Source organism: Sphaerisporangium krabiense (assembly GCF_014200435.1).
GTDB lineage: Bacteria > Actinomycetota > Actinomycetes > Streptosporangiales > Streptosporangiaceae > Sphaerisporangium > Sphaerisporangium krabiense.
The window spans coordinates 3,045,849-3,067,156 of record NZ_JACHBR010000001.1 but is presented as its reverse complement, the minus strand read 5'-3'; the positions used below and the strand labels follow the sequence as shown (position 1 = coordinate 3,067,156).

The 21,308-nt window shown below is 73.6% G+C and carries 15 protein-coding genes; 7 read left to right on the top strand and 8 right to left on the bottom strand.

Features of this window, described 5'->3' with window-relative positions; translation table 11 throughout:
* Positions 1-157 precede the first annotated feature (157 nt).
* On the top strand, positions 158-1,306 hold the full coding sequence (locus BJ981_RS13710) for a methyltransferase (RefSeq protein WP_204070561.1): 1,149 nt from the start codon (positions 158-160) through the stop codon (positions 1,304-1,306).
* 366 nt (positions 1,307-1,672) lie between these two features.
* Here the strand turns inward: BJ981_RS13710 and BJ981_RS13705 are convergent, their stop codons facing one another.
* Positions 1,673-3,145, bottom strand: coding sequence for an NCS2 family permease (locus BJ981_RS13705; RefSeq protein ID WP_204070560.1), 1,473 nt, complete (start codon positions 3,143-3,145; stop codon positions 1,673-1,675).
* A gap of 144 nt (positions 3,146-3,289) precedes the next feature.
* Here BJ981_RS13705 and BJ981_RS13700 point away from each other — a divergent pair, with 144 nt between their 5' ends.
* On the top strand, positions 3,290-3,574 hold the full coding sequence (locus tag BJ981_RS13700; protein ID WP_184611406.1) for a DUF2530 domain-containing protein: 285 nt from the start codon (positions 3,290-3,292) through the stop codon (positions 3,572-3,574).
* Positions 3,575-3,580: 6 nt separating this feature from the next.
* On the opposite strand, the gene BJ981_RS13695 is transcribed toward BJ981_RS13700, so the two are convergent.
* Together BJ981_RS13695 and BJ981_RS13690 are read right to left on the bottom strand one after the other, a co-directional pair.
* Entirely contained in the window at positions 3,581-6,673 is a 3,093-nt protein-coding gene (locus BJ981_RS13695; protein ID WP_184616013.1) for a sacsin N-terminal ATP-binding-like domain-containing protein, read from the bottom strand.
* A gap of 134 nt (positions 6,674-6,807) precedes the next feature.
* Positions 6,808-7,632: a DUF3027 domain-containing protein gene (locus tag BJ981_RS13690; protein WP_184611404.1), complete on the bottom strand. Its 825-nt coding sequence runs from the start codon at positions 7,630-7,632 to the stop codon at positions 6,808-6,810.
* A gap of 280 nt (positions 7,633-7,912) precedes the next feature.
* Here BJ981_RS13690 and BJ981_RS13685 point away from each other — a divergent pair, with 280 nt between their 5' ends.
* Positions 7,913-9,535, top strand: coding sequence for an MFS transporter (locus tag BJ981_RS13685; RefSeq protein ID WP_184611402.1), 1,623 nt, complete (start codon positions 7,913-7,915; stop codon positions 9,533-9,535).
* Between the two features lie 88 nt (positions 9,536-9,623).
* On the opposite strand, the gene BJ981_RS39160 is transcribed toward BJ981_RS13685, so the two are convergent.
* The 3 genes from BJ981_RS39160 to BJ981_RS13670 form a co-directional block, all read right to left on the bottom strand.
* Positions 9,624-10,022 (bottom strand): cold-shock protein, encoded by a 399-nt coding sequence (locus tag BJ981_RS39160; RefSeq protein WP_184611400.1) that lies wholly within the window; start codon positions 10,020-10,022, stop codon positions 9,624-9,626.
* Between the two features lie 63 nt (positions 10,023-10,085).
* Positions 10,086-10,718, bottom strand: coding sequence for an HAD family hydrolase (locus BJ981_RS13675; protein ID WP_184611398.1), 633 nt, complete (start codon positions 10,716-10,718; stop codon positions 10,086-10,088).
* A 129-nt stretch (positions 10,719-10,847) separates the two neighbouring features.
* A complete protein-coding gene (locus BJ981_RS13670; RefSeq protein ID WP_184611396.1) occupies positions 10,848-11,870 on the bottom strand; it encodes a hypothetical protein in 1,023 nt (340 codons plus the stop codon).
* A 198-nt stretch (positions 11,871-12,068) separates the two neighbouring features.
* Here BJ981_RS13670 and BJ981_RS13665 point away from each other — a divergent pair, with 198 nt between their 5' ends.
* From BJ981_RS13665 to BJ981_RS13655, 3 genes are all read left to right on the top strand, one after another.
* On the top strand, positions 12,069-14,471 hold the full coding sequence (locus BJ981_RS13665) for a helicase-associated domain-containing protein (RefSeq protein ID WP_184611394.1): 2,403 nt from the start codon (positions 12,069-12,071) through the stop codon (positions 14,469-14,471).
* 87 nt (positions 14,472-14,558) lie between these two features.
* Positions 14,559-16,088: a class I adenylate-forming enzyme family protein gene (locus tag BJ981_RS13660; protein ID WP_184611392.1), complete on the top strand. Its 1,530-nt coding sequence runs from the start codon at positions 14,559-14,561 to the stop codon at positions 16,086-16,088.
* A 144-nt stretch (positions 16,089-16,232) separates the two neighbouring features.
* Positions 16,233-17,879: a DNA repair helicase XPB gene (locus BJ981_RS13655; RefSeq protein WP_184611390.1), complete on the top strand. Its 1,647-nt coding sequence runs from the start codon at positions 16,233-16,235 to the stop codon at positions 17,877-17,879.
* 227 nt (positions 17,880-18,106) lie between these two features.
* On the opposite strand, the gene BJ981_RS13650 is transcribed toward BJ981_RS13655, so the two are convergent.
* Positions 18,107-18,445 (bottom strand): hypothetical protein, encoded by a 339-nt coding sequence (locus tag BJ981_RS13650; protein WP_184611388.1) that lies wholly within the window; start codon positions 18,443-18,445, stop codon positions 18,107-18,109.
* 167 nt (positions 18,446-18,612) lie between these two features.
* On the opposite strand from BJ981_RS13650, the gene BJ981_RS13645 reads away from it, so the two are divergent.
* The gene (locus BJ981_RS13645) at positions 18,613-20,700 is read left to right on the top strand and encodes a HelD family protein (protein ID WP_184611386.1); all 2,088 of its coding nucleotides are present in this window, start codon (positions 18,613-18,615) and stop codon (positions 20,698-20,700) included.
* On the opposite strand, the gene BJ981_RS13640 is transcribed toward BJ981_RS13645, so the two are convergent.
* Positions 20,685-21,209 (bottom strand): dihydrofolate reductase family protein, encoded by a 525-nt coding sequence (locus BJ981_RS13640; protein ID WP_184611384.1) that lies wholly within the window; start codon positions 21,207-21,209, stop codon positions 20,685-20,687. The two genes, BJ981_RS13645 and BJ981_RS13640, sit on opposite strands and share 16 nt — an antisense overlap.
* Positions 21,210-21,308 lie beyond the last annotated feature (99 nt).

The window sequence follows — 21,308 nt, the reverse complement described above, 5'->3', positions numbered from 1 at the left end:
CCACACCCCACCCTAACCCCGGCCTGCCCGTCCGCCGTCCCCTCACCACGCCCGCGCGGCCCATCTCGAAGGCTCTGCCGCGGGCCCCGCGCGTCCGCCCTCGGGCGCCGGGACGTGGATTACTCCCCAGGCTTCGGGAGTCGCTAGCGTGGGCGCGGTGGAGCGGCTGACGACGGAATGGGGCGAGCTCGACCTCGCCCGCCATCCCGAGGATCCTCGCGATCCGCTGCGCGCCTGGGACGCCGCCGACGAGTACCTGCTCCGGCATCTCGCCGGCGCCGACGGACCGCCCGCCGATCCGCGGGGCACCGTGGTCGTGCTCGGCGACCGGTGGGGCGCGCTGGTCACCGCGCTCGCCGAGCGCCGTCCCGTCCAGATCACCGACTCGTTCCTCACCCAGGAGGCCACCCGCGCCAACCTGGCCCGCAACGGCGTGGACCCCGCGGCCGTGCGCCTGCTGACCACCCGGGACGACCCTCCCCCGCGCGTCGACACGCTGCTGGTCCGCGTGCCCAAGAGCCTGGCCCTCCTGGAGGACCAGCTCCACCGCCTCGCGCCCTCCGTCCACGCGGGCACGCTCGTCGTGGGCACGGGCATGGTGACCGAGATCCACACCTCGACGCTGCGCCTCTTCGAGAAGATCCTCGGCCCCACCCGCACGTCCCTCGCCGCGAAGAAGGCGCGGCTCATCTTCTGCGCGCCGGACCCCGGCCTGAACCCGGGCCCGAGCCCGTGGCCGCGACGCTACGAGCTCCCCTCCGACGTCGGCGTCGCCTCGGGCCGGACCGTCGTGAACCACGCGGGCATCTTCTGCGCCGACCGGCTCGACATCGGCACCCGCTTCCTGCTGAGCAACCTCCCGCACCGCCGGGGCCACGACCGGGTGGTGGACCTCGGATGCGGCAACGGCGTCCTCGGGATGGCGGCGGCCCTGGACAACCGCGACGCCGAGGTGCTCTTCATCGACGAGTCCCACCAGGCCCTGGCCTCCGCCGAGGCCACCTGGAAGGCCAACCTCGACGCCCCGGTCGAACTGCTCGCCTCCGACGGAATGTCAGGCGTCCCGAAGGCGTCGGTGGACCTGATCCTGAACAACCCGCCGTTCCACACCCACCGCGCCACGACCGACGCCACGGCCTGGCGCATGTTCACCGGCTCCCGCACCGCCCTCCGCCCCGGCGGCGAACTCTGGGTGATAGGCAACCGCCACCTCGCCTACCACACCAAACTCCGCCGCCTCTTCGGCAACTGCGAAACAGCGGCCAGCAACCCGAAGTTCGTCATCCTCCGCGCCGTGAAGCGCTGAGACCTCACCGCCGCCATCAGCTCGCCTGGCGCCGTGGCTCCAGCTGAACGCTGAGCCGCAACTCCAACGCCGCAGCGAGGCGTTCGAGCGTCGGAATGGTACACGAGCGAGCCATCGGACATCGGATTCGACTTCCATGCAGGCTTCTCCGTGTGGTCCATGCGCTCAGTGTGGGCCGGGGAACTGGACCCCGACGCCGGCGAGGAGGACGACAGAGCCGTGTCCGAAGGTGTATCCGTGGCTCCGTTCTCCTACTTCAGCGGAACGTGATCCATCGCTCTGTCCCCTCGCACAACGGAGAAGCCGACGCGAGGGCCGTCGCGGCAAGTGCTTCACGTCCTCCACAACGGCCCCGGAAGGTCGCTGTCAGGTCAACCCAAAGAGGATCTTGATCGGCCCCATGGCGAAGTAGATCACGAATAGTGCGGTCACGAGCCACAGCAGAGGGTGCACCTCGCGCGCCTTGCCCTTGACCAGCTTGATCATGACGTAGGTGATGAAGCCCGCGCCGATGCCGTTGCTGATCGAGTAGGTGAAGGGCATCAGGACGATCGTCAGGAAGGACGGGATGGCGATCTCGTAGTCGGTGAAGTCGATCTGGCGGATGGCGGTCAGCATGAGGAAGCCGACGACGACCAGGGCGGGGGCGGCGGCCTCGTAGGGGACGACGTTGGCGAGGGGGGAGAGGAAGGCGGCCAGGAGGAAGAGGATGCCGGTGACCACGCTGGCGAGGCCGGTGCGGGCGCCCTCGCCGACGCCGGCCGCCGACTCGATGTAGGTGGTGTTGGAGGAGGTGGACGCCGCGCCGCCGGCCGCCGCCGCGACCGAGTCGATCAGCAGGATCTCGCGGGTGCGGGGCAGCGTGCCGTCCGCGTCGACCAGGCCCGCCTGGCCGCCGACGCCGACGATCGTCCCCATCGTGTCGAAGAAGTCCGTGATGAGCAGCGTGAACACGAACATGACGGCCAGCACGGCGCTGATCTTGGTGAACGAGCCGAACAGGCTGAACTGGCCGAACAGGCTGAGGTCCGGCACGCCGACGATCTTGTCGGGCATGGTGGGGGTGACCAGGCTCCAGCCGAGCGGGTTCTTGCCTCCGGCGGACGGCCCGACCTTGGCGACGGCCTCGACCAGGATCGCCAGGACCGTGGTGGCGACGATGCCGAGCAGGATCGCGCCCTTCACCTTGCGCGCCACGAGCAGGACGGTGATCAGCAGGCCGATCACGAAGACGAAGATCGGCCAGCTCGACAGCGAGCCGCCGATGCCGAGCTCCAGCGGCGTCCCCGCGGCCTTGCGGACGAAGCCGGAGTCCACGAACCCGATCAGGGCGATGAAGAGGCCGATGCCCACGCTGATCGCGGTCTTGAGCTGGGCGGGGATGGCGTGGAAGACGGCCGTCCTGAACCCGGTCAGCACGAGGATCGTGATGACGATGCCCTCCAGCACGATCAGGCCCATCGCGTCCTCCCACGACATGGTGGGAGCCAGCCCGAAGGCGACGAAGGCGTTCAGGCCGAGCCCGGCCGCCAGGGCGAACGGCACCTTGGCCACGACGCCCATGAGGATCGTGAGAACGCCCGCCGTCAGCGCGGTGGCCGCGGCGATGAGGGCGATGTTCTGGGTGGTCCCGTCGCCGAGGTACTGCCCGTCGGCGTCCTTGACCCCGCCGAGGATCAGCGGGTTGAGCACGACGATGTAGGCCATCGTGAAGAACGTGGCCAGACCGCCGCGGATCTCGCGGTTCAGCGTCGAGTTCCGCTCGCTGATGTGGAAGTACCGGTCGAGCCGGTCGCGGAATCCGGACGACGGGGATGCAGGGGCGGTTATCTCACTCACGCGGGCAGATTCGCACCTCGCTGTCAGAACGGAGAAGAGCTCTGACCTGCTCGTAGTCCTTTCGAGACCAACTTGTGCGCGGTTCGGGTCCTGACGAAGGCCCGGTGGACCCCTCGCCGGGGGTTCTCGCCTAGGCTGGACTGCGTGAACGAGCCGCGCCCCCCGGATCTTGCCCCGTTGAAGACCAACGACACCGCGGCGATCCTCGTGGGCACGGGCCTGTGGGTGGTCGCGCTGGTCGTGCTGCTCGTCCTCGGGGTGCCCGCCGAGCACGGCTGGTGGATCTGGACGTGCGTGGCGGGCATCGGGCTCGGGCTGTTCGGCTGCTTCTACGTCTGGCGCCGCGACCGGCACGCGGCCCCTCCGCCCGCCGAGATGCCGGACGACGACCGCGCGGGCCGGTCGGTGCCCGGCCACACGCCGTCGTAGCGTCCCCTAGCTGTCGAGGTCGGCCTCCGCGAGGAGCAGGGGCACGGCGTCCGGGTCGCGCAGCAGGGCCGCGACCGCGAGCCGGTCGCCCCACTGGCCGCTCGCCCAGGCCAGGCCCCGGGCCAGCCCTTCGACGCCGGTCGCGTGCACGGCCCCCTCGAAGAAGCGCCACGGCACGCGCGCGCCGTCCACGGTGAGCGCCGCGTGCTCGACGTAGGTGGCGGGCGCGGAGGGCAGCAGCGAGCGCACCTGGGCGGGCACCGGACGCTCCTCGCCCGAGGAGGTGACCTCGCCGGTGACCTCTTCCCCGGCCACGGGGAGGTCGAGCAGCTCCGACAGCGCCTCTGCCAGGTCGAACGGGGCCAGCACCAGCGGGCGCGCGGCGACGAGCGCGAGCAGGTCGGGCGCCTCGACGACGACCGGCGCGCCCGCGGAGGTCAGGCCCTCGACGGTGTCGCCGGGGCCGTTGCCGCCGATCGGGTGGCCGTCCTCGGCGTCGGCGACGACGATGCGGCCGGACAGCACGGCCCGCACGGCCGTGGGCGGGGCGACGCGGGACGGCTCGACGCCCGCCAGGGCGATCCACAGCGCGCGGAGCTGGGCCCGGTCCACCTCCAGCGCGGGATCGGCGAGCAGGTCGAGCAGCTCGTCGGGGCCGCCGTGCGAGGCGAGCAGGTCGGCCAGCGTGGTGCGCACACCGAGCATGGACAGCGCGGTGGCGTCCAGGCCGGCCGGCGCGTCGCCGTACAGGCCGTACAGCAACGGGTCGCCGCCGGGCAGGCGCAGGGACGTGGGACGGCGCCCGTCCAGCACGGGGTGCCGGGAGAGCCACCACGCGGTGTACGAGGGCGCCTCGACCACCTCGCCGTCGGCGAGCGCGCGCAGCGGCTGGAGCGCGGCCCGCAGGGGCGGGCGGGTCAGCAGGGCCAGCGCCGCGGGCCAGTCGGCGACGTATTCGAGGTCCCTGATCGCGGTGAACTCGCGGGCCACCGGCGGGACGGCGGTCTCGGGCAGGACGTCGAGGACGGCTTCGAGCCATTGGTCCTCGGCGTCGAGCTCGTGGTCGCACTCGTCGGGGTCGAGCAGGACGTCGGTGTCGTTGACGACCGCGAAGCCGTCCAGGACGCCCGCCGCGGACAGCACGCGCGAGCCGTACCGCTCGACCAGGTCGGGGGCGGCCACGCCGAAGGGGACGTCCTGGTCGATGAGCTTGGCCAGCGAGCCCTCGCCGAGCAGCATCTCGCCCGCCGGGTACAGCTCGCCGTCCGCGCCGCGCAGCGCCAGCTCCGACAGCCAGGGGGCCTCGCCCGCCGACAGGCCCGCGGCCTCGACCAGCGCCAGGACCGCTTGGGCGACCGGCTCGGGGTCGGCGCTGTCGAGGGACTCCGAGACCGTGGCGCGGGTGAGCGGGTCCTCGAGGACGCTGTTCGGGGTGGCCTCGGCGGCGCCGAGCCGCAGCAGCAGAGGGTGGGCGGCCTCGGGGTGGACGATGCGCAGGCCGAGCGGCGCGAGCAGCGCCGCGTCCAGGGAGGAGCCGCCGTCCCCGAGCAGCAGCGTGCCGCGCGGCCCGCGCACGAGGCGGCCGTCGGCGAGGGGGACGGGCAGCGCGCCGAGGGCCTCGCGGTCGTCGCCGGGCAGCGTCTCGTAGAGCTCGCGCCACCAGGCGGGCGAGGCGTCCGCGACGGCGTCGCCGGACAGCAGGTCGATGACGTCGGACAGTTCGACCCGCCGCACGCCGAGGGTGGTGAGCGCGGGGTGCCGGACGGCCCAGCCCGCGGGCAGCAGGCCCGGCACGGCGTGCGCGATCTTGTCCAGGAACTCGGCCGGGCCCTCGACCACGGCGGCCTGCCGGCCGGAGACGACGTACGGCGGCTCGCCGGGCCGGTCGGCGGCGGGCCCGTGGGTATCGGCCTGGCCCGGGTCGGCGTCGGCGGGCGGGGAGATGGCGGGGAGCAACGGGGTGTCGGGCAGGCGGCGCAGGATCGCCCGGCGGATCGCGGCGTCGAGCTCGCCCTTGCCCATCAGGCCGGGCACCAGGCCGAGCAGGCGCGGCGTCCTCGGCAGGGACCGCAGCAGCTCGACGTAGGTGTCGGCGGCCCGCTCGACGAGGAAGTCGGCGAGCCTGCCGGGCGCGACGTGCCGGCGGTCGGTGGCGAGGGGGAAGGTGGCGATGAGCAGGGCGGGCAGGTCGAGCGGCTCGTCGCTCGGCGTCGGCGCGTGCACGACCGGGGCGACGTCCTTGGGCAGCGGCCCCTCCGCGGCGGGCACCGCCCAGCGCACCAGCCAGTACGGCCGGGCGCGTTCCTCGGTGGGACGGTCGGCGAACAGCTCGGCGACCTGCTCGGGGCCGAAGTCGCCCGCGGACTCCATCACCGTCCAGCCCTCGGCGGTGATCGCGCGGGACTCGCCGCCGACCTGGATCTCGATCTCGGCCAGGGCGGGCATGGCCAGAGGCAGCGCCGGGCCGGTCTCGTCCAGCATCTGGCGCACGGCCTGCTCGACGGCCTTGTCGCGCAGCGGCAGCCGCACCACGGTGTCGTACCCGGCGGGGACCTCGACCGGCTCGGTGGCGAAGGGCAGGCGCAGCAGCGGGACGTGGCCGCCGCGCGCGGCGAGCTCGGCGGCCAGGGCGGGCTCGGCCCCGACCAGGGCGGCGGTCTCGGCGCGGGACCAGCGCACGGCCCCGGTGGCGCGGGAGGCGATCAGGGGCTCGTCGCAGACGGAGACGACGGCCGCGAACCCGACGCCGAAGCGGCCGATCGAGCCGGTCTCGTCGCGCTTGCCGGAGACGCGGAGCGTGGACAGACCCTCGACCCCGGCCGCGTCGAGCGGGGCGCCGGTGTTGGCGGCGCTGAGCACGCCGTCCTCGAGCGTGAGGCGCAGGCGCCCGGGGACCCCGGCGCGCAGGGCGGCGTCGGCGGCGTTCTGGGCCAGCTCGACGATCAGGCGGTCACGGTAGCCGCCGAGCGCGAAGTCCTCCTCGGCGTTGGCGTCCTCGCGGAAGCGGGCGGGCGAGGCGGTCCAGGCGGCGAGGACGGTCGCGCGCACGCGCTCGGCGCCGAAGCCGTCGGCCGCGCCGTCTGTCGCACCGTCTGTCACTGTCACGTCGGTCACCAGTCGTGTCCCATGCTGGAGGGCGGCCGGCTGCCACACAGCCGTAAAGCTTGAAATTTCCGGAGATATCGTGACGCGGCCCGTGGCGGGCGGGTTTCGCGGACGATCCCGCCCGGCGGTCAGGAGTGGCCGAGCGGCTCGGAGCCGTCCTCGCCGTTGGACGCCACGACCGAGCCGGCCTCCGGCACGCCCTCCTCCATGAGGTCGTAGCCGAGATCGTCGAGGATGGGCACCGCGTGCTCGGCGCCCCCCGGCGCGGTGGCGACGGCCTCGGAGTGCGCGCCGCAGCCGTGGTCGGCCGAGACCACCTTGCCGTCGTCGGGGGCGAACTCGTTGGCGCACACGCCGAAGCCGAGCCGCAGCGAGCCCGCGAGCGGCCAGTAGAAGCCGCAGGTGGAGCACTGCGCGGGCGCGGCGTGCGCGAGCGGGGTGTGCGGCCCGGAGTCCCCGGCGTGCCAGCGGTGCACGGCGCGGTCGCGGCCGACGGCCGACAGCACGCGGGCGCGGCCCAGGCCGTACTCGAAAATCATCTGCTGGTCGGAGTCGTCGTCGGTGACGGTGTATCCGGGGGCGAGGCGGTCGTCGTCCTCCGAGGTGGGCAGCAGGTCGCCCACGCCGAGGTCGCCGGGGAGCAGCCGCTCGCTCCACGGGACCCACGCGGGGGGCAGCAGCGCGTCGGCGCCGGGAAGCAGGGCCGTCTCGCTGACGGTGACGTTGCGGGCGCGGGAGGCGCGGGCCACGGTGACGGCCCAGCGCCAGCCGCGATAGGCGCGGTCGAGGCAGGCGAAGTAGTGGGTGACGACGCGCTCGCCCTCCGACTCGAAGCCGAGATGCTCCCCCACCTCGCCGGGGCGGGCGATGGCTTCGGCGGCGGCCCTGGCCGGCTCCACGGCGACGGCGCAGGCTTGGTCGACGGCAAAGGTGCGGGAACGAGTGCGGCTCACACGTCAATTCTCACCCATGCCGGGAGCGGACATCACGCCGATGGGTGGGGTAGGACTGGAAACCAAAGCGGCGCCCAAGGCCGGGAAGACCCATCGTCAAGCGGCCGGGAACGGGCGCCGGCCGCGACGGCCGGGCGTATCCATGCGTACCGCCATGAGCCACAGCGAACAGGGGGAAGACGCATATAGAGGGCGAGATGGACGGCGGAACCGATCGCTGCGAGGGAGGAAGCGTGGATCGCTCGGCCACCGGTCACGGTGCCCCGTCCGCGCGCGCGTGATGGGGGACGGCTGGAACCGCGCCAGGCGCTCGCTGTCCCGCGCGGCGCGCGCCACCGCGGACGCGGGCCGCGGCACGTTCCGCGCCGGGCGCACGGCCGTCAGGACGACGGCGCGGGCGGGCGGCGGCGCCGCCAAGGGGACGGCGCGGGCCGGGCGCGGCGTCCGTGGCGCCACCCGCAGGCTGACCCACGCCCAGGGGGCGGACCGCACCGGGCTCGGGCGCCTGATCGAGCTGACCGCCGCCCACAGCGCGGGCGACGCGCTGGTCACGGTGGCGCTGGCGGGCACGCTCTTCTTCGGCCTGCCCGTGGACCAGGCCCGGGGCCAGGTGGCGCTCTACCTTCTGATCACGATGGTGCCGTTCGCCGTCCTCGCCCCGTTCGTCGGCCCGGTGCTGGACCGCTTCCGCTCGGGACGCCGCTACATCATGGCGGGGACGCTGCTGGCCCGCGGCCTGCTGTGCTGGGCGATGGCCGCCGCGATCGGCCCGGCCGACGGCCTCACGCTGTTCCCGGCCGCGCTCGCGGTCCTGGTGCTGTCCAAGGCGTACAACGTGTCGCGGGCGGCGACGATGCCGAGCGTCCTGCCCGCCGACATCGGCCTGGTCACGGCCAACGCCCGGGTCGCGCTGTTCGCGCTGGTCTCGGCGGGGCTGGCCGCCCCGGTCGCGGCGGGCCTGACGGTGTGGGCCGGAGCGGACTGGGTGCTGCGCGGCACCATGGTGCTCTTCATCGCGGCCGGGGTGGGCGCGGTGCGGCTGCCCCGGCACGTCGACGCGCCCGATCTCGAGGAGACCGAGGAGGGCGGGGCCGCGCGGCCGCGCTGGCGCACGGTGCTGAACATCGGGCCGGTGGTGGCGGAGGCCGTACGGGCCAACGCCGCGATTCGCGTCCTGTCCGGCTTTCTCGTGCTGTTCCTGCTCTTCCTGGTCAAGGACGGCAACCTGCGCGGCAGCGGCCTCCCCGAGGAGGCGCTGATCGCGATGCTCGCGGGCGCGGCGGGCGCCGGCGGCCTGCTCGGCGCGGCCGTCGCGTCCTGGGTGCGGGGCCGGCCGCCCCAGGTGATCGTGCTGGTCGCGCTCGGCCTCGCCACGGTGACGGCGGCGGCCTCGGCGATCTTCTTCTCGCTCTGGGCGGCCGTCGGCGTCGCCCTCGTCGCCGGGTTCGCCCAGGAGATCGGCAAGCTGGCGCTGGACGCGGTCGTGCAGCGGGAGATCGGCGAGGAGGTCCGCTCCTCGACCTTCGGCGTGGTGGAGGCGCTGCTGCAGATCGCCTGGGTGGCGGGCGGGCTCGCCGGCCTGCTGCTGTCGCTGTGGTCGGGACGCTCCACGGGGCCGGTGGGCCTCGGCGTCGTCGCCGCCGCGCTGGTCGTCGCGCTGGTCTGGATCCTGCTCCGCAGGCGGCGCAGGCTGCGGGACCGGGCCGGGGTGGTCCTCGACGTGCCGCCCCCGTCACCGGCCGGGCCGAAACCGTTCACGGACGTGTACCCGGCCCGGACCGAGGACGTCCGCGCCGACGGCCCCGGGGCCCGGCCCGAGCCGCACCGGGAGTCGTACCCGGAGTCGCACTCGGACGGCCCGAGGCCGGGCGGGACCAAACCACTGACCAACCCGCACGGCTGAGGGGAGCCGCACGGGACGACGGCCCGCGCGCCGGCCGAGGCCCAGGGAGGGGTGCGGGCCGGGATCGGAGAGCGGGCGAGGGGACGCCTCAGGCGTCGAGGTCGTCCGCGACGGCGCGCAGCACGGTCGCGATCTTCCTGGCGTGCGCGGCGTCGGGGTGCTTGCCGCGCTGGTAGGAGTTGGAGACGTCGTCCAGGAGCTTTATCAGGTCTTCGACGATGACGACTAGTTCGTCCGGCTTCTTGCGCTTGGCCTTTGGTTTCGCCGTCTTGGCGAGCGTGGGCGGCTGCTCCAGCACGCGGACTGAAAGAGCCTGCTGGCCACGGCGGCCCTCGGCCACACCGAACTCGACCTTCTGACCGGGCTTGAGCGCTTCCACGCCCTTGGGAAGCGCCGAGGAGTGCACGAAGACCTCACCGCCGTCGTCGCGGGTGAGGAACCCGAAGCCCTTGTCAGCGTCGTACCACTTGACCTTGCCGGTAGGCACAGGGTGACCTCGTTCAGACTGTCATGAATGGTGGATGGATGTAGGTTATGCCCAGGCGGAGCATCACATGACCGTCGAAACGGCCTCGATTTCCGGGCCCCGCCAGCCCTCGTACCATTGCCCGAAACCCGTCAAATCCGACAACACCACATCGGCTCCATGGTCACGCAGCGCATCGGCGGTGAACGGGCCCGTCGCCACGCCCACGCTCAGCGCACCGCCCGCCTTGGCCGCCGTGATGTCGCCCACGTGGTCCCCGACGTACACCGCCGCTCCGAACGACCGGATCGCGGCGCCCTTGTCCGCGGCGAAGACCGAACCCACCACCTGGTCGGCCTCCAGGCCCAGCGCCTCCACGATCTCGCGGGCGCTCCTCTCGTGCTTGGCGGTCACGACGATGACCCGCCCGCCGTGCCGGCGCACCAGCGCCACGGCCTCCGCCGCGCCCGCCATGGGAGTGGTCATCGAGACGCCGATCTCCGGATAGAGCTCTCGGTACAGGTCGGCCGCCGCCGCGACGTCCTCGGCGGGCAGCCAGTGGGCCAGCTCCTGTTCCAGCGGCGGGCCGAGCCGGGCGATCACGGTGGCGGTGTCGATGTGGACGCCCAGGCGGCGCGCCAACTCGCCCATCGTCGCCGTGATCCCCGCACGGGTGTCCGCGAGCGTGAGATCAAGATCGAATCCTACGGAATACACCCTTGAAGGATGCCAAATCCCGCGACGCCCCGCGTACTCCGTATGGCCATGACGACCGGGACAAGGGATGAAGCGCTTTTATCGACTGACCTTTTATATGTGGAAATACCGCCGTTAGCGGGATACCGGTCAGCGCACCCTGCCGAGCGGCCGCCGGGGCGGCGGAGCGACCAGCCGGTACCCCAGCCACAGCACGCCCGCCGCGGCCCCGGCCATGAACATCGGACCGCTGACGCTCATGAACGAGGCGAAGAACGCCGCCAGGCCCTCGCCCGGCGCCTCGGGCGTCCTGGCCGCGCCGAGCACGACCCCGCCGACGACGTAGGCGAACACCGGGGCCAGCAGCCCTGTCACGCGGTCCTTGAACCCCCAGCCCTCGCAGGCAAGGACGGCCACCGCGCCGAGCGCCCACACCAGCAGCTGCATCGGGAAGATCGCGACGTACGGCAGGGGGAAGGGGATGAGCAGCCCGGCCAGCAGCAGCACCGCCATCGCGGCGACCTCGCGGCGCCGCTCGCGCAGGACGGTCCCGGCGTCCCACCCCGTCACCCGGGCCATCGCGGCCCCGCGCAGCCGGGCGGACAACGACTCCCGCCCGCGGGCCGGGGGCACGGGCCTCCCCGACGCCGGACGGCCGCCGGAACGCAGGGGCCGGCCGGGGACCGCCTCGCGAGGGACCACCGGGACGGGGGCCGTCACGACCGCGGGCGGATCGTCGGTGACGGCGGGGATGACCTCCGTCGCCGAGTCCCCGAAGTCGTCCGCCGCGGCCTCCGCGGGCACGGCCCGGACGGTGGGCCCCCTGTCCGGGGGCGGAACGCGGGGCGTGCTCCCGAGGCGCGGGCCCGTGGCGCGCCGTGGGGATGCCGCCGAGCCGGCGCGCGCCCCCGGGGACGGCGCGCGGCCCCCGGTGCCCTGCCCGCCGTCGGCGAGGCGGCGAAGTTCGCGCTGGACGAGCGCCGCGGGATCGCCGAAGCGGGCGATCACCTTGCGCGCGGTCGCGACGTCGTCCCTGCCGCGGCGTTCCTCCTCGACGCGGGCGCGCAGCCGCCGGACGAAGTCGAGGCGCTGCTCGGTGCGCAACACGCCGTGCGCGAGGTCGGCGACCTTGCTGACGTACTCCAGGACGAGCTGATCGGCGCGCTCGCTCATTCTCGCCATCCTGCCGCACCGCCCCGGCGGACGCACCATTTCCCGGGAATCGCCATGACCGTGAACCCCGCGGCCGGGACGGGACCGTGATCGCCCGCCCGGCGTGCCATCGCGGCGGGCCTCCTACGATGGAGAAGACGGTTTCTACGGCGAGCGGGCGTTTGCGGTGACGGTGAACAGAGGGTTCGGTGGCGCGTGATGGACACCCGGTTCACTGACTGGCTGCGCGGGCTCCCCGACGACCGGCTGCGCGCGCTGGTGTCCGAGCGCCCCGAGCTGGTCACCCCGGTGCCCGCCCACCTCGAAGGGCTCGTGATACGCGCCACCAGCCCCTCGGCGACGGGCCGCGCGCTGGACCGGCTGGACCGCTTCGCGCTGGCCGTGGTCGAGACCCTGCTCGTCATGACCTCCGAGGACGGCGACGGCCTGCCGTACGCCGAGCTGCGCGCGGCGACGGCCGGGTCCGTGCCCGCGGACGCCGGGCCGCTGGAGGGCCCGCTGCGTGAGGCCGTCGACCGGCTGCGCGGCCTGGCCCTGGTGTACGGGCCGGACGACGCGCTGCGCCCCGCGCCGGGGGTCCGCGACGTCTCCGACGCGCCCGCCGGGCTCGGCCCTCCGGCCGTCGAGGCGTTCCGCCACCACCCGCCCGACCGCCTGGCCGACCTCCTTCGCGCGGCCGGGCAGGGGCACAAGCCGCGACGTGCGCCGGCGGGGCAGGGCGAGCTGGAGCGCCTCGCCGCGCTGCTGGCCGATCAGGGCGTCGTCGAAGGACTGCTGGCCGGCATCGGCCCCCAGGCCCGCGCGGCGCTGGACGAGCTGGCCTGGGGGCCGCCCGCCGGCCGCGTGCCGAACGCCCGGCGCGAGGTGAGCGTGGCCACGGCCCAGTCCCCGATCGAGGAGCTGCTGGCGCGCGGGCTGCTGGCCGCGACCGGCGAGGAGTCGGTCGTGCTGCCCCGCGAGGTGGGGCTCGCGCTGCGCGGCGGCAGGATCCACCGCGACCTGCGCCCCGGCCCGCCGCCGCTGGAGGGCGCCGTCCGCGACCAGGCCCTGGCCGACCGGACGGCCGCGGGCCAGGCGTTCACGTTCGTCCGCACGGTCGAGGAGCTGTGCGAGCGCTGGGGCGTCGACCCTCCGGGCACGCTGCGCACCGGCGGCCTCGCCGTGCGCGATCTGCGGCGGACCGCCCAGTGGCTCGACCTTCCCGAGTGGACGGCCGCGCTGGTCATCGAGGTCGCCCACGCGGCGGGCCTCATCGCCTCCAGCGCGCCCGCCGACGGCGAGTGGCTGCCCACCACCCAGTACGACATCTGGCGCGTCAAGGCCACCGAGGACCGCTGGGAGGTCCTGGCGTCGGCCTGGCTGTCCGGCGACCGGGTGCCGGGCCTGGTCGGCGAGCGCGACGACCGCGACCGCCTGCTCAACGTCCTGCATCCCGAACTGCGCAGGCCGGCCGCCGTCGAGGTGCGGGTGCGGACGCTGCGCGTCCCCGCCTCGGCCGGGCCCGGCCTGGCGCCGTCGGCGGAGTCGGTGCGCGAGCGGCTGGCGTTCGAGCAGCCGCGCCGCCGCGGCTCCTACCGCGACCGGCTCGCCGGGTTCACGCTGCGCGAGGCCGAGCAGCTCGGGGTGACCGGGCTCGGCGTCATGTCGGTGTTCGGCCGCGCCCTGCTGCCCGGGTCCGCCGGGCCGGAGGGCCCCGCCCGGCTGCTGGCGCCGCTGCTGCCCGAGCCCGTGGACCACGTGCTGCTCCAGGCCGACCTCACGGCGGTCGCCCCCGGCCCGCTGACCGGCGACCTCGGCCGCTGGCTGGCGCTGGTCGCCGACGTCGAGTCCAAGGGCGGCGCGACCGTGTACCGCTTCGGCGAGGGCTCGATCCGCAGGGCTCTGGACGCCGGGGCCAGCGCGGACGACGTGGTGGCCATGCTGGAGAAGCACTCGGCCACGCCGGTCCCGCAGCCGCTGCGCTACCTGGTGTCTGACGTGGCGCGCCGGCACGGCCGGGTCCGGGTGGGCACGGCCAGCTCCTACGTGCGGTGCGACGACCCGGCCCTGCTCGACGAGGTGATGGCCGACAAGCGGGCGGCGCCGCTGCGGCTGCGGCGCCTGGCCCCCACGGTGGTGGCCTCCCGCAGCTCCCGCGCGGTCGTGGTGGACTCGCTGCGCGCGTTCGGGTACTCCCCCGTCGCCGAGTCCTCCGAGGGCGACGTGGTGGTCACCCGGGCCGACGCCCGCCGCACCGAGCGCGCGCCCGCGGCCCGTCCCGTCCCCGCCGCCGCGGCCCTGGACCCGGACGTGGCGGCGGCGGCCGTGCGCGCCATGCGGGCGGGGGACGAGGCGCACCGGACGCGCAGGCGTCCCGCGGCCGCGCCGGACGGCCAGGTGCCGCGCACGCCCTCGACCGGGACGATCACGCTGTTGCAGGAGGCGATCCGGCAGGGCTCGCGCGTCTGGATCGGCTACCTGGACTCCCAGGGCCACGCGACCAGCCGCATCCTGGAGCCCGCCCGCATGGAGGGCGGCTACCTCACCGCGTACGACGAGACCCGCGCCGCCGTCCACCGTTTCGCGTTGCACCGCATCACCGGTGTCGCGGACGTGAACTGACCGCGACAGGGGTTGACGCCGCCCGGCGCGCCGGAACAGGTTGGCGTGCGGAACGGTAGTCCCCCGCCGTGGGAGTAGGTGATCGCGATGGCTCCGGAGCGTACGCTCGGCCGCCTGGCGGAGAGGTCGTGGGCCGGGTTCGGCGACTTCGACGCGCTGTACCACGAGGGCGTCTGGCATCGCGCCCACGCCCTGGCGGAACGCGTGCGCGGGGCCACGGCGGGGCTGAGACGGCTCGGCGTGGGGCCGGGCGACCGGGTGCTGGTGATGGCGGCCAACCGGCCCGAGGTGCTGATCGCCTACCGGGCGGCGTGGGCGGCGGGCGCGGTCGTGACCCCGGTGGTGCCCCTGGTGTCCGCCGGCGAGCTGGCGCACATCGTGGCCGACGGCGAGCCGCGTGCCCTGGTCGTCTCCGCCGAGGTGCTGCCGCTCGTCCTGGCGGCGACGCGGGACCTCCCGATCGTCGTGACCGGAGAGGCCCCGGAGGGCGAGGGGCGGGTCGTCGGCTTCGCCGAGCTGGAGGCCACCCCCGGCGAGGGGCACGCCGACCGTGACGAGGGCGATCTCGCGGCCCTGCTCTACACCGGCGGCACCACCGGCCGGGCCAAGGGCGTCATGCTCACCCACGCGGGCCTGTGGCAGGTCTCCAGGGCCGCCCACGAGGTCACCTACCGGCCGGGGGTGACGCGGGCCATCATCCCCGTGCCGCTGTCGCACTCCTACGGCCTCATCGTCGCGCTCACCGCCATGCACTCCCCCGAACCCCAGCACACCGTGGTGATGCGGGCGTTCACCGCCAAGGCGTTCCTGCAGATCGCCACCGAGCACCGCGTCCAGTACGGCGCGGTGGTGCCGGCCATGGTGCGCGACCTGCTGGACGAGCCTCTGGAGACCACCCCGCTCCCCGATCTGCTGTACCTGACCTGCGGCGCGGCGCCGCTCGGGCGGGAGGCCATCGAGGAGTTCGAGCGGCGCATGGCCGGGGTGCGGCTGCTGGAGGGGTACGGCCTGACCGAGACGAGCGCGGTGGCGACGGTCAACCCGCCGGACCGGCGGAAGGTGGGCAGCGCGGGCCCGCCGCTGCCCGGCTACACGATCACGATCAGGGACGACGACGGCGAGCCGGCGGAGCCGGGCGACCTCGGCGAGATCTGCGTCCGGGGCGAGCCGGTCATGCGCGGGTACTGGCGCTCGCCGGAGACGACCGCGCGTGCGCTGGTGGACGGGGAGCTGCGCACCGGCGACATCGGCTGCGTGGACGACGACGGCTACCTGTACGTCGTGGACCGCAGGAAGGACCTGATCATCAGGGGCGGTTTCAATATCTTCCCGCGGGACGTGGAGGACGCGCTGAACAGGCACCCGGACGTGGCGATGTCCGGCGTCGTGGGCCGTCCGGACCCCCGGCTCGGCGAGGAGGTCGTGGCGTTCGTGCGCCTGCGGCCGGGGGCCACGGTCACGGCGGAGGCGCTGACCGAGTGGGCCAGGGAGAGGGTCGGGCGGCTGCGCCATCCCCGCGAGATCAGGTTCGTGGACGCGATCCCCCTGACCAGCGTGCTCAAGGTCGACAGGAGGGAGCTGCGCTCGCGGCTGGCGCGGGAGTCCCCCGCGTCGTGATAAGAAGGGTGGTTCCCGGCAGGCGGGGCGGGGGGCCACCGCGCCGGGGAAGAACGGGACTGATCCGGCCCGCCGGCTTGTTGGACAGTCGGACGGCGCCGCCGGGGTGGTGCGCCGTGTCCGAAGACGGGGAGAAGAAAGAACGTGTCTGATGGCCCGCTGATCGTCCAGTCGGACAAGACCCTGCTGCTCGAAGTCGACCACGAGAGAGCCGGCGAGTGCCGCAAGGCGATCGCGCCGTTCGCGGAGCTGGAGCGGGCGCCCGAGCACGTCCACACCTACCGGGTGACCCCGCTCGCGCTGTGGAACGCGCGGGCCGCCGGGCACGACGCCGAGCAGGTCGTGGACGCGCTGATCAGCTTCAGCCGCTACCCCGTGCCGCACGCGCTGCTCGTGGACATCGCCGAGACGATGGCCAGGTACGGCAGGCTGAAGCTGGAGAACAGCGACCACCACGGTCTGACGCTGACCAGCACCGACAAGGCCGTGCTCGAAGAGGTGCTGCGGTCCAAGAAGATCCAGCCCATGCTCGGGCGGCGCATCGGCGACGACAGCGTGGCCGTCCACCCGAGCGAGCGGGGCAACATCAAGCAGGCCCTGCTGAAGCTGGGCTGGCCCGCCGAGGACCTGGCGGGGTACGTCGACGGCGAGCACCACCCGATCACCCTCGACCAGGACACCTGGACGCTGCGCCCCTACCAGCGGGAGGCGGCCGACTCGTTCTGGCACGGCGGCTCGGGCGTGGTCGTGCTGCCCTGCGGCGCCGGCAAGACGCTGGTGGGCGCGGCGGCCATGGCCCACGCCCAGGCGACCACGCTCATCCTGGTCACCAACACCGTGTCGGCCCACCAGTGGAAGCAGGAGCTGCTCAAGCGCACCTCGCTGACCGAGGAGGAGATCGGCGAGTACACCGGGACCAAGAAGGAGATCCGGCCGGTCACGATCGCCACCTACCAGGTGATGACCACCCGCAGGCAGGGGGTGTACCGCCACCTGGAGCTGTTCGACGCCCGCGACTGGGGCCTGGTCGTGTACGACGAGGTGCACCTGCTGCCCGCGCCGATCTTCCGCATGACCGCCGACCTGCAGGCCCGGCGGCGCATCGGGCTCACCGCGACGCTGGTGCGCGAGGACGGCCGCGAGGGCGACGTGTTCTCCCTCATCGGCCCGAAGCGGTACGACGCGCCGTGGAAGGAGATGGAGAACCAGGGCTGGATCGCGCCCGCCGACTGCGTCGAGGTGCGGGTCACGCTGAGCGACGAGGAGCGGCTGGCGTACGCCATGGCCGAGTCCGAGGAGCGCTACCGCTTCTGCGCGACGACCCCGTCCAAGACCCGGGTGACCGAGACGCTGGTGCGGCGGCACGCGGGCGAGCAGGTCCTGGTCATCGGGCAGTACATCGACCAGCTCGACGAGCTCGCCGACCACCTGAACGCCCCGGTGATCAAGGGCGAGACGCGGGTGAAGGAGCGCGAGCGGCTGTTCCAGGCGTTCCGCGACAAGGAGATCCAGGTACTGGTGGTCTCCAAGGTCGCGAACTTCTCGATCGACCTGCCGGAGGCGTCGGTCGCGATCCAGGTGTCGGGGACGTTCGGCTCACGCCAGGAGGAGGCGCAGCGGCTCGGCCGTGTGCTGCGTCCGAAGTCGGACGGCGGCGGGGCGCGGTTCTACTCGGTGGTCAGCAGGGACACCGTGGACCAGGATTTCGCGGCGCACCGGCAGCGGTTTCTGGCCGAGCAGGGTTACGCCTACCAAATCATCGACGCCGACGACGTGCTGGCCGGCGAATAGCGCCGGGCGGCACGCCGTCGCCCCCACCCAGAGCGGTCTCGGGTTCTTTCAGCGTGGCTGACGATTCAGATCCACGAAATACCCTTAAACTTCCGCACCCCACTCACCCCCTCGCCCATTGGCACCCACGGCGCCAACTGCGGCATACCCGATGATCTAACCAAATCACAAGGATTGTCCCACTTTTTCGGGATTTTGGGATACGTGCACGCAACGTGTTGGCAGGATCACCGACCGATCAACCCGCCGACGTAAAGCACGGCCAGCGCGATAAGCCACGAGGCGGTCGTAATCCCTACCAGCATGAGGGACTTTTGCGGGTATTTACGGAATAGGGGTGGAAGAAGGGCCGCAACCGTGGCGATGGCCGCGGTCAGCGCGAACAGCCCTGATAGCAGGGACACCATGCCGAGCCGGTCCACACACGACTCCGGCGATTCCCCGTTACCGCAGAAGGCCTCCAACCCCCATCCCGCGAAGACCGAAAACGTCCACAACCCGCCCAGAAGGAGGTTCGCCAGGATGGGAATGACCGGAGACAGCGCCCCCGGAGTACGCGTCGTCACCCCCACGGCGTACCCAAAGCTCAACAGTCTGCAAACTCCAGGACAAGCCTCCCATCGCACGCCTGCGCGGACACACCCCGCGCCTCTCCAGCGGACGCGGGTCCGGACGTATAAGCTTGTGGGTTCGTGCCTTTGTCGACCCCCTTCCTTCCAAGGAGTGCGTCCGCATGCCCGGACACCAGTTGGCCCCTGACATACCGGACAAGACCCCCGATTCCCCGTCCGAAGACCCCGCTGCTCCCCCCGGCACCGACCCGGACGCCGTCCTGCGCCAGGAACGCGCCCACCTCGCGGCCTCCCGCGCCGCGCTGACGGCCATGCGCGAGCACGCGCGGTCCCTGTCCGCCGACGCCGCGGGCGACTGGGTCTCCCAGCAGGTGCTCCAGGGCCTGCTCGACCAGCGCGTGGCCGCCCTCGCCGACCACCCCGACACGCCGCTGTTCTTCGGCCGCCTCGACCGCGCCGGCCACGACGACCTTCCCCTCACCATCCACGTCGGGCGCCGCCACGTCCACGACGACGGCAGCCGCCCCATGGTCATCGACTGGCGCGCCCCCGTCTCCCGCGCCTTCTACCAGGCCCGTCCCTCCGACCCGATGGGCGTGCGGCTGCGCCGCCGGTTCGGCTTCCACGGCGGCGAGCTGACCGCGTACGAGGACGAGCCGCTGGACCGCAGCGGGCCGCGGCGCGAGTCGCGCATCCTCACCGAGGAGATCGAGCGGCCCCGCACGGGCCCGATGCGCGACATCGTCGCCACCATCCAGCCCGACCAGGACGAGATCGTCCGCGCCGACCTGTCCAGCACGGTCTGCGTCCAGGGCGCGCCCGGCACGGGCAAGACGGCCGTCGGCCTGCACCGGGCGGCCTACCTGCTGTTCACCCACCGCGAGAAGCTGTCGCGCAACGGCGTCATGATCGTCGGCCCGAACCGGGCGTTCCTGTCCTACATCTCCTCGGTGCTGCCCGCCCTCGGCGAGGTGCGCGTCGACCAGAGCACGGTCGCCGGCATCCTCGGCGACCACGCCGCCCCGGAGCACCCGGCGGTCGCCGCGCTCAAGGGCGACGCCCGCATGGCCGCCGTGCTGCACCGCGCGCTCTGGCTGCACGTCAGCAAGCCCGAGGAGGGCCTGCTGATCACCCGGGGCATCAACCGGTTCCGCGTCGCCGACCACGAGGTCCGCGAGATCGTCGCGTCCCTGCGCGGCACCACGCGCTACGGCCCCGGCCGCGCGGCGCTCGCCCAGCGGCTGGCCCACGCCGTGCTGGTGCGCATGGAGCAGCGCGGCGAGTCGCCCGACGACCGGGTGCAGGACTCCGTGGCCAGGTCCAAGCCCGTCAAGCAGCTCCTGGACACGGTGTGGCCGCGGGTCACCCCCGAGCAGGTGCTGTTCCGGCTGCTGTCCGACGGCGAGTTCCTGGCCCGCGCCGCCAGGAGCGACCTGACCGCCGAGGAGCGCGACACGCTGGTCTGGGCGAAGCCGCCGCGGTCCTGGAAGTCGGCCAAATGGTCGGCCGCCGACGCCGCGCTCATGGACGAGCTGGCCGACCTCATCGAGCGCACCCCGACGCTCGGGCACCTCGTCGTGGACGAGGCGCAGGACCTGTCGGCCATGCAGCTCCGCGCCCTCGGCCGCCGCTGCCGTACCGGCTCGGCCACCGTGCTCGGCGACCTGGCCCAGGGCACGACGCCGTGGTCGGCGCGGTCCTGGGAGGAGGTCCTCGGCCACCTGGGGTTCGCCGAGGGCATGGTCACCGAGCTCACGCTGGGCTTCCGCGTGCCGCGCGAGGTGCTCGACTTCGCCGCCCGCCTGCTGCCGTCGGTGGCGCCCGCCCTGGCCGCCCCCCGGTCCCTGCGCCCCGGCCCGGGGTCGCTCACCGTCCGCCGGGTCACCGACCTGCCCGCCGCCGTGACCGAGGCCGTGGAGCAGGTGACGGCCCGCGAGGGCTCGGTCGGACTGATCGCCGCCGACGCCGCCCTGCCCGCCCTCGCGGCGGCGCTCACCGCCGCGGGCGTCGCCCACCAGGTCCTCGGCCCCGACTCCTCCGCCGAGTCCCGCGTCTCACTGATCCCCGCCACACTCGCCAAGGGCCTCGAGTACGACCACGTGATCGTCACCGAGCCCGCCGACATCGTCGCCGCGGAGGACCGGGGCCTGGCGCGGCTCTACGTGGTCCTCACCCGCGCGGTGACCACGCTGACGGTCCTGCACGCCGCCGCCCTGCCCGCCCAGCTCACGGCTCAGGCCGAGGTGTAGGTGAGCTCCAGCACGCCGGTGGTGAACGGCTTGGCGTGGGCGAGCTTCAGCGGGATCTGCCCGCCGTCCTCGAACAGGCGCGTGCCCTTGCCGACGACGATCGGGTGGAGCAGCAGCCTCAGCTCGTCGACCAGGCCGGCCCGCAGCAGCGACCTGACCAGGGTGACGCTGCCGTTGATCGCGATGGTCCCGCCGGGGGCGCGCTTGAGCGCGGCGACGTCGCCGCTCACCACCGTCGTGCCGTCCCAGTCCGCCGTGTCCAGCGTGGTGGAGACGACGTACTTGGCGAGGGCGTTCATGCGGTCGGCGACCGGGTCTCCCTCGGCGCCGGCGAACGCCTCCTTGAACGTCTCGTAGGTCACGCGGCCGAACAGCAAAGCGTCGGCCTCGGTGAGCAGGGACGTCACCGACTCGCCCATCTCGTCGTTGAAGTAGGGGAAGTGCCAGGTCTCCGGGGCCTCGACGACGCCGTCCAACGAGATGAACTGGCTCACGACGATCTTCCGCATGGTCTCTCCTCGTCAGGTCCTGGCCCCACGCGGAGCCACACCGGCGATGGTCCCAGCGGCGCCGCGGCGTCGTACACCCCGGAAACACCGGGAAAAGAC

Excerpts from the sequence above, each read along its gene's own strand:
- BJ981_RS13670 (WP_184611396.1), bottom strand. The coding sequence starts at position 11,870 with ATGAGCGAGCGCGCCGATCAGCTCGTCCTGGAGTACGTCAGCAAGGTC.
- BJ981_RS13660 (WP_184611392.1), top strand. The coding sequence starts at position 14,559 with ATGGCTCCGGAGCGTACGCTCGGCCGCCTGGCGGAGAGGTCGTGGGCC.
- BJ981_RS13665 (WP_184611394.1), top strand. The coding sequence starts at position 12,069 with ATGGACACCCGGTTCACTGACTGGCTGCGCGGGCTCCCCGACGACCGG.
- BJ981_RS13685 (WP_184611402.1), top strand. The coding sequence starts at position 7,913 with ATGGGGGACGGCTGGAACCGCGCCAGGCGCTCGCTGTCCCGCGCGGCG.
- BJ981_RS13640 (WP_184611384.1), bottom strand. The coding sequence starts at position 21,209 with ATGCGGAAGATCGTCGTGAGCCAGTTCATCTCGTTGGACGGCGTCGTC.
- BJ981_RS13645 (WP_184611386.1), top strand. The coding sequence starts at position 18,613 with ATGCCCGGACACCAGTTGGCCCCTGACATACCGGACAAGACCCCCGAT.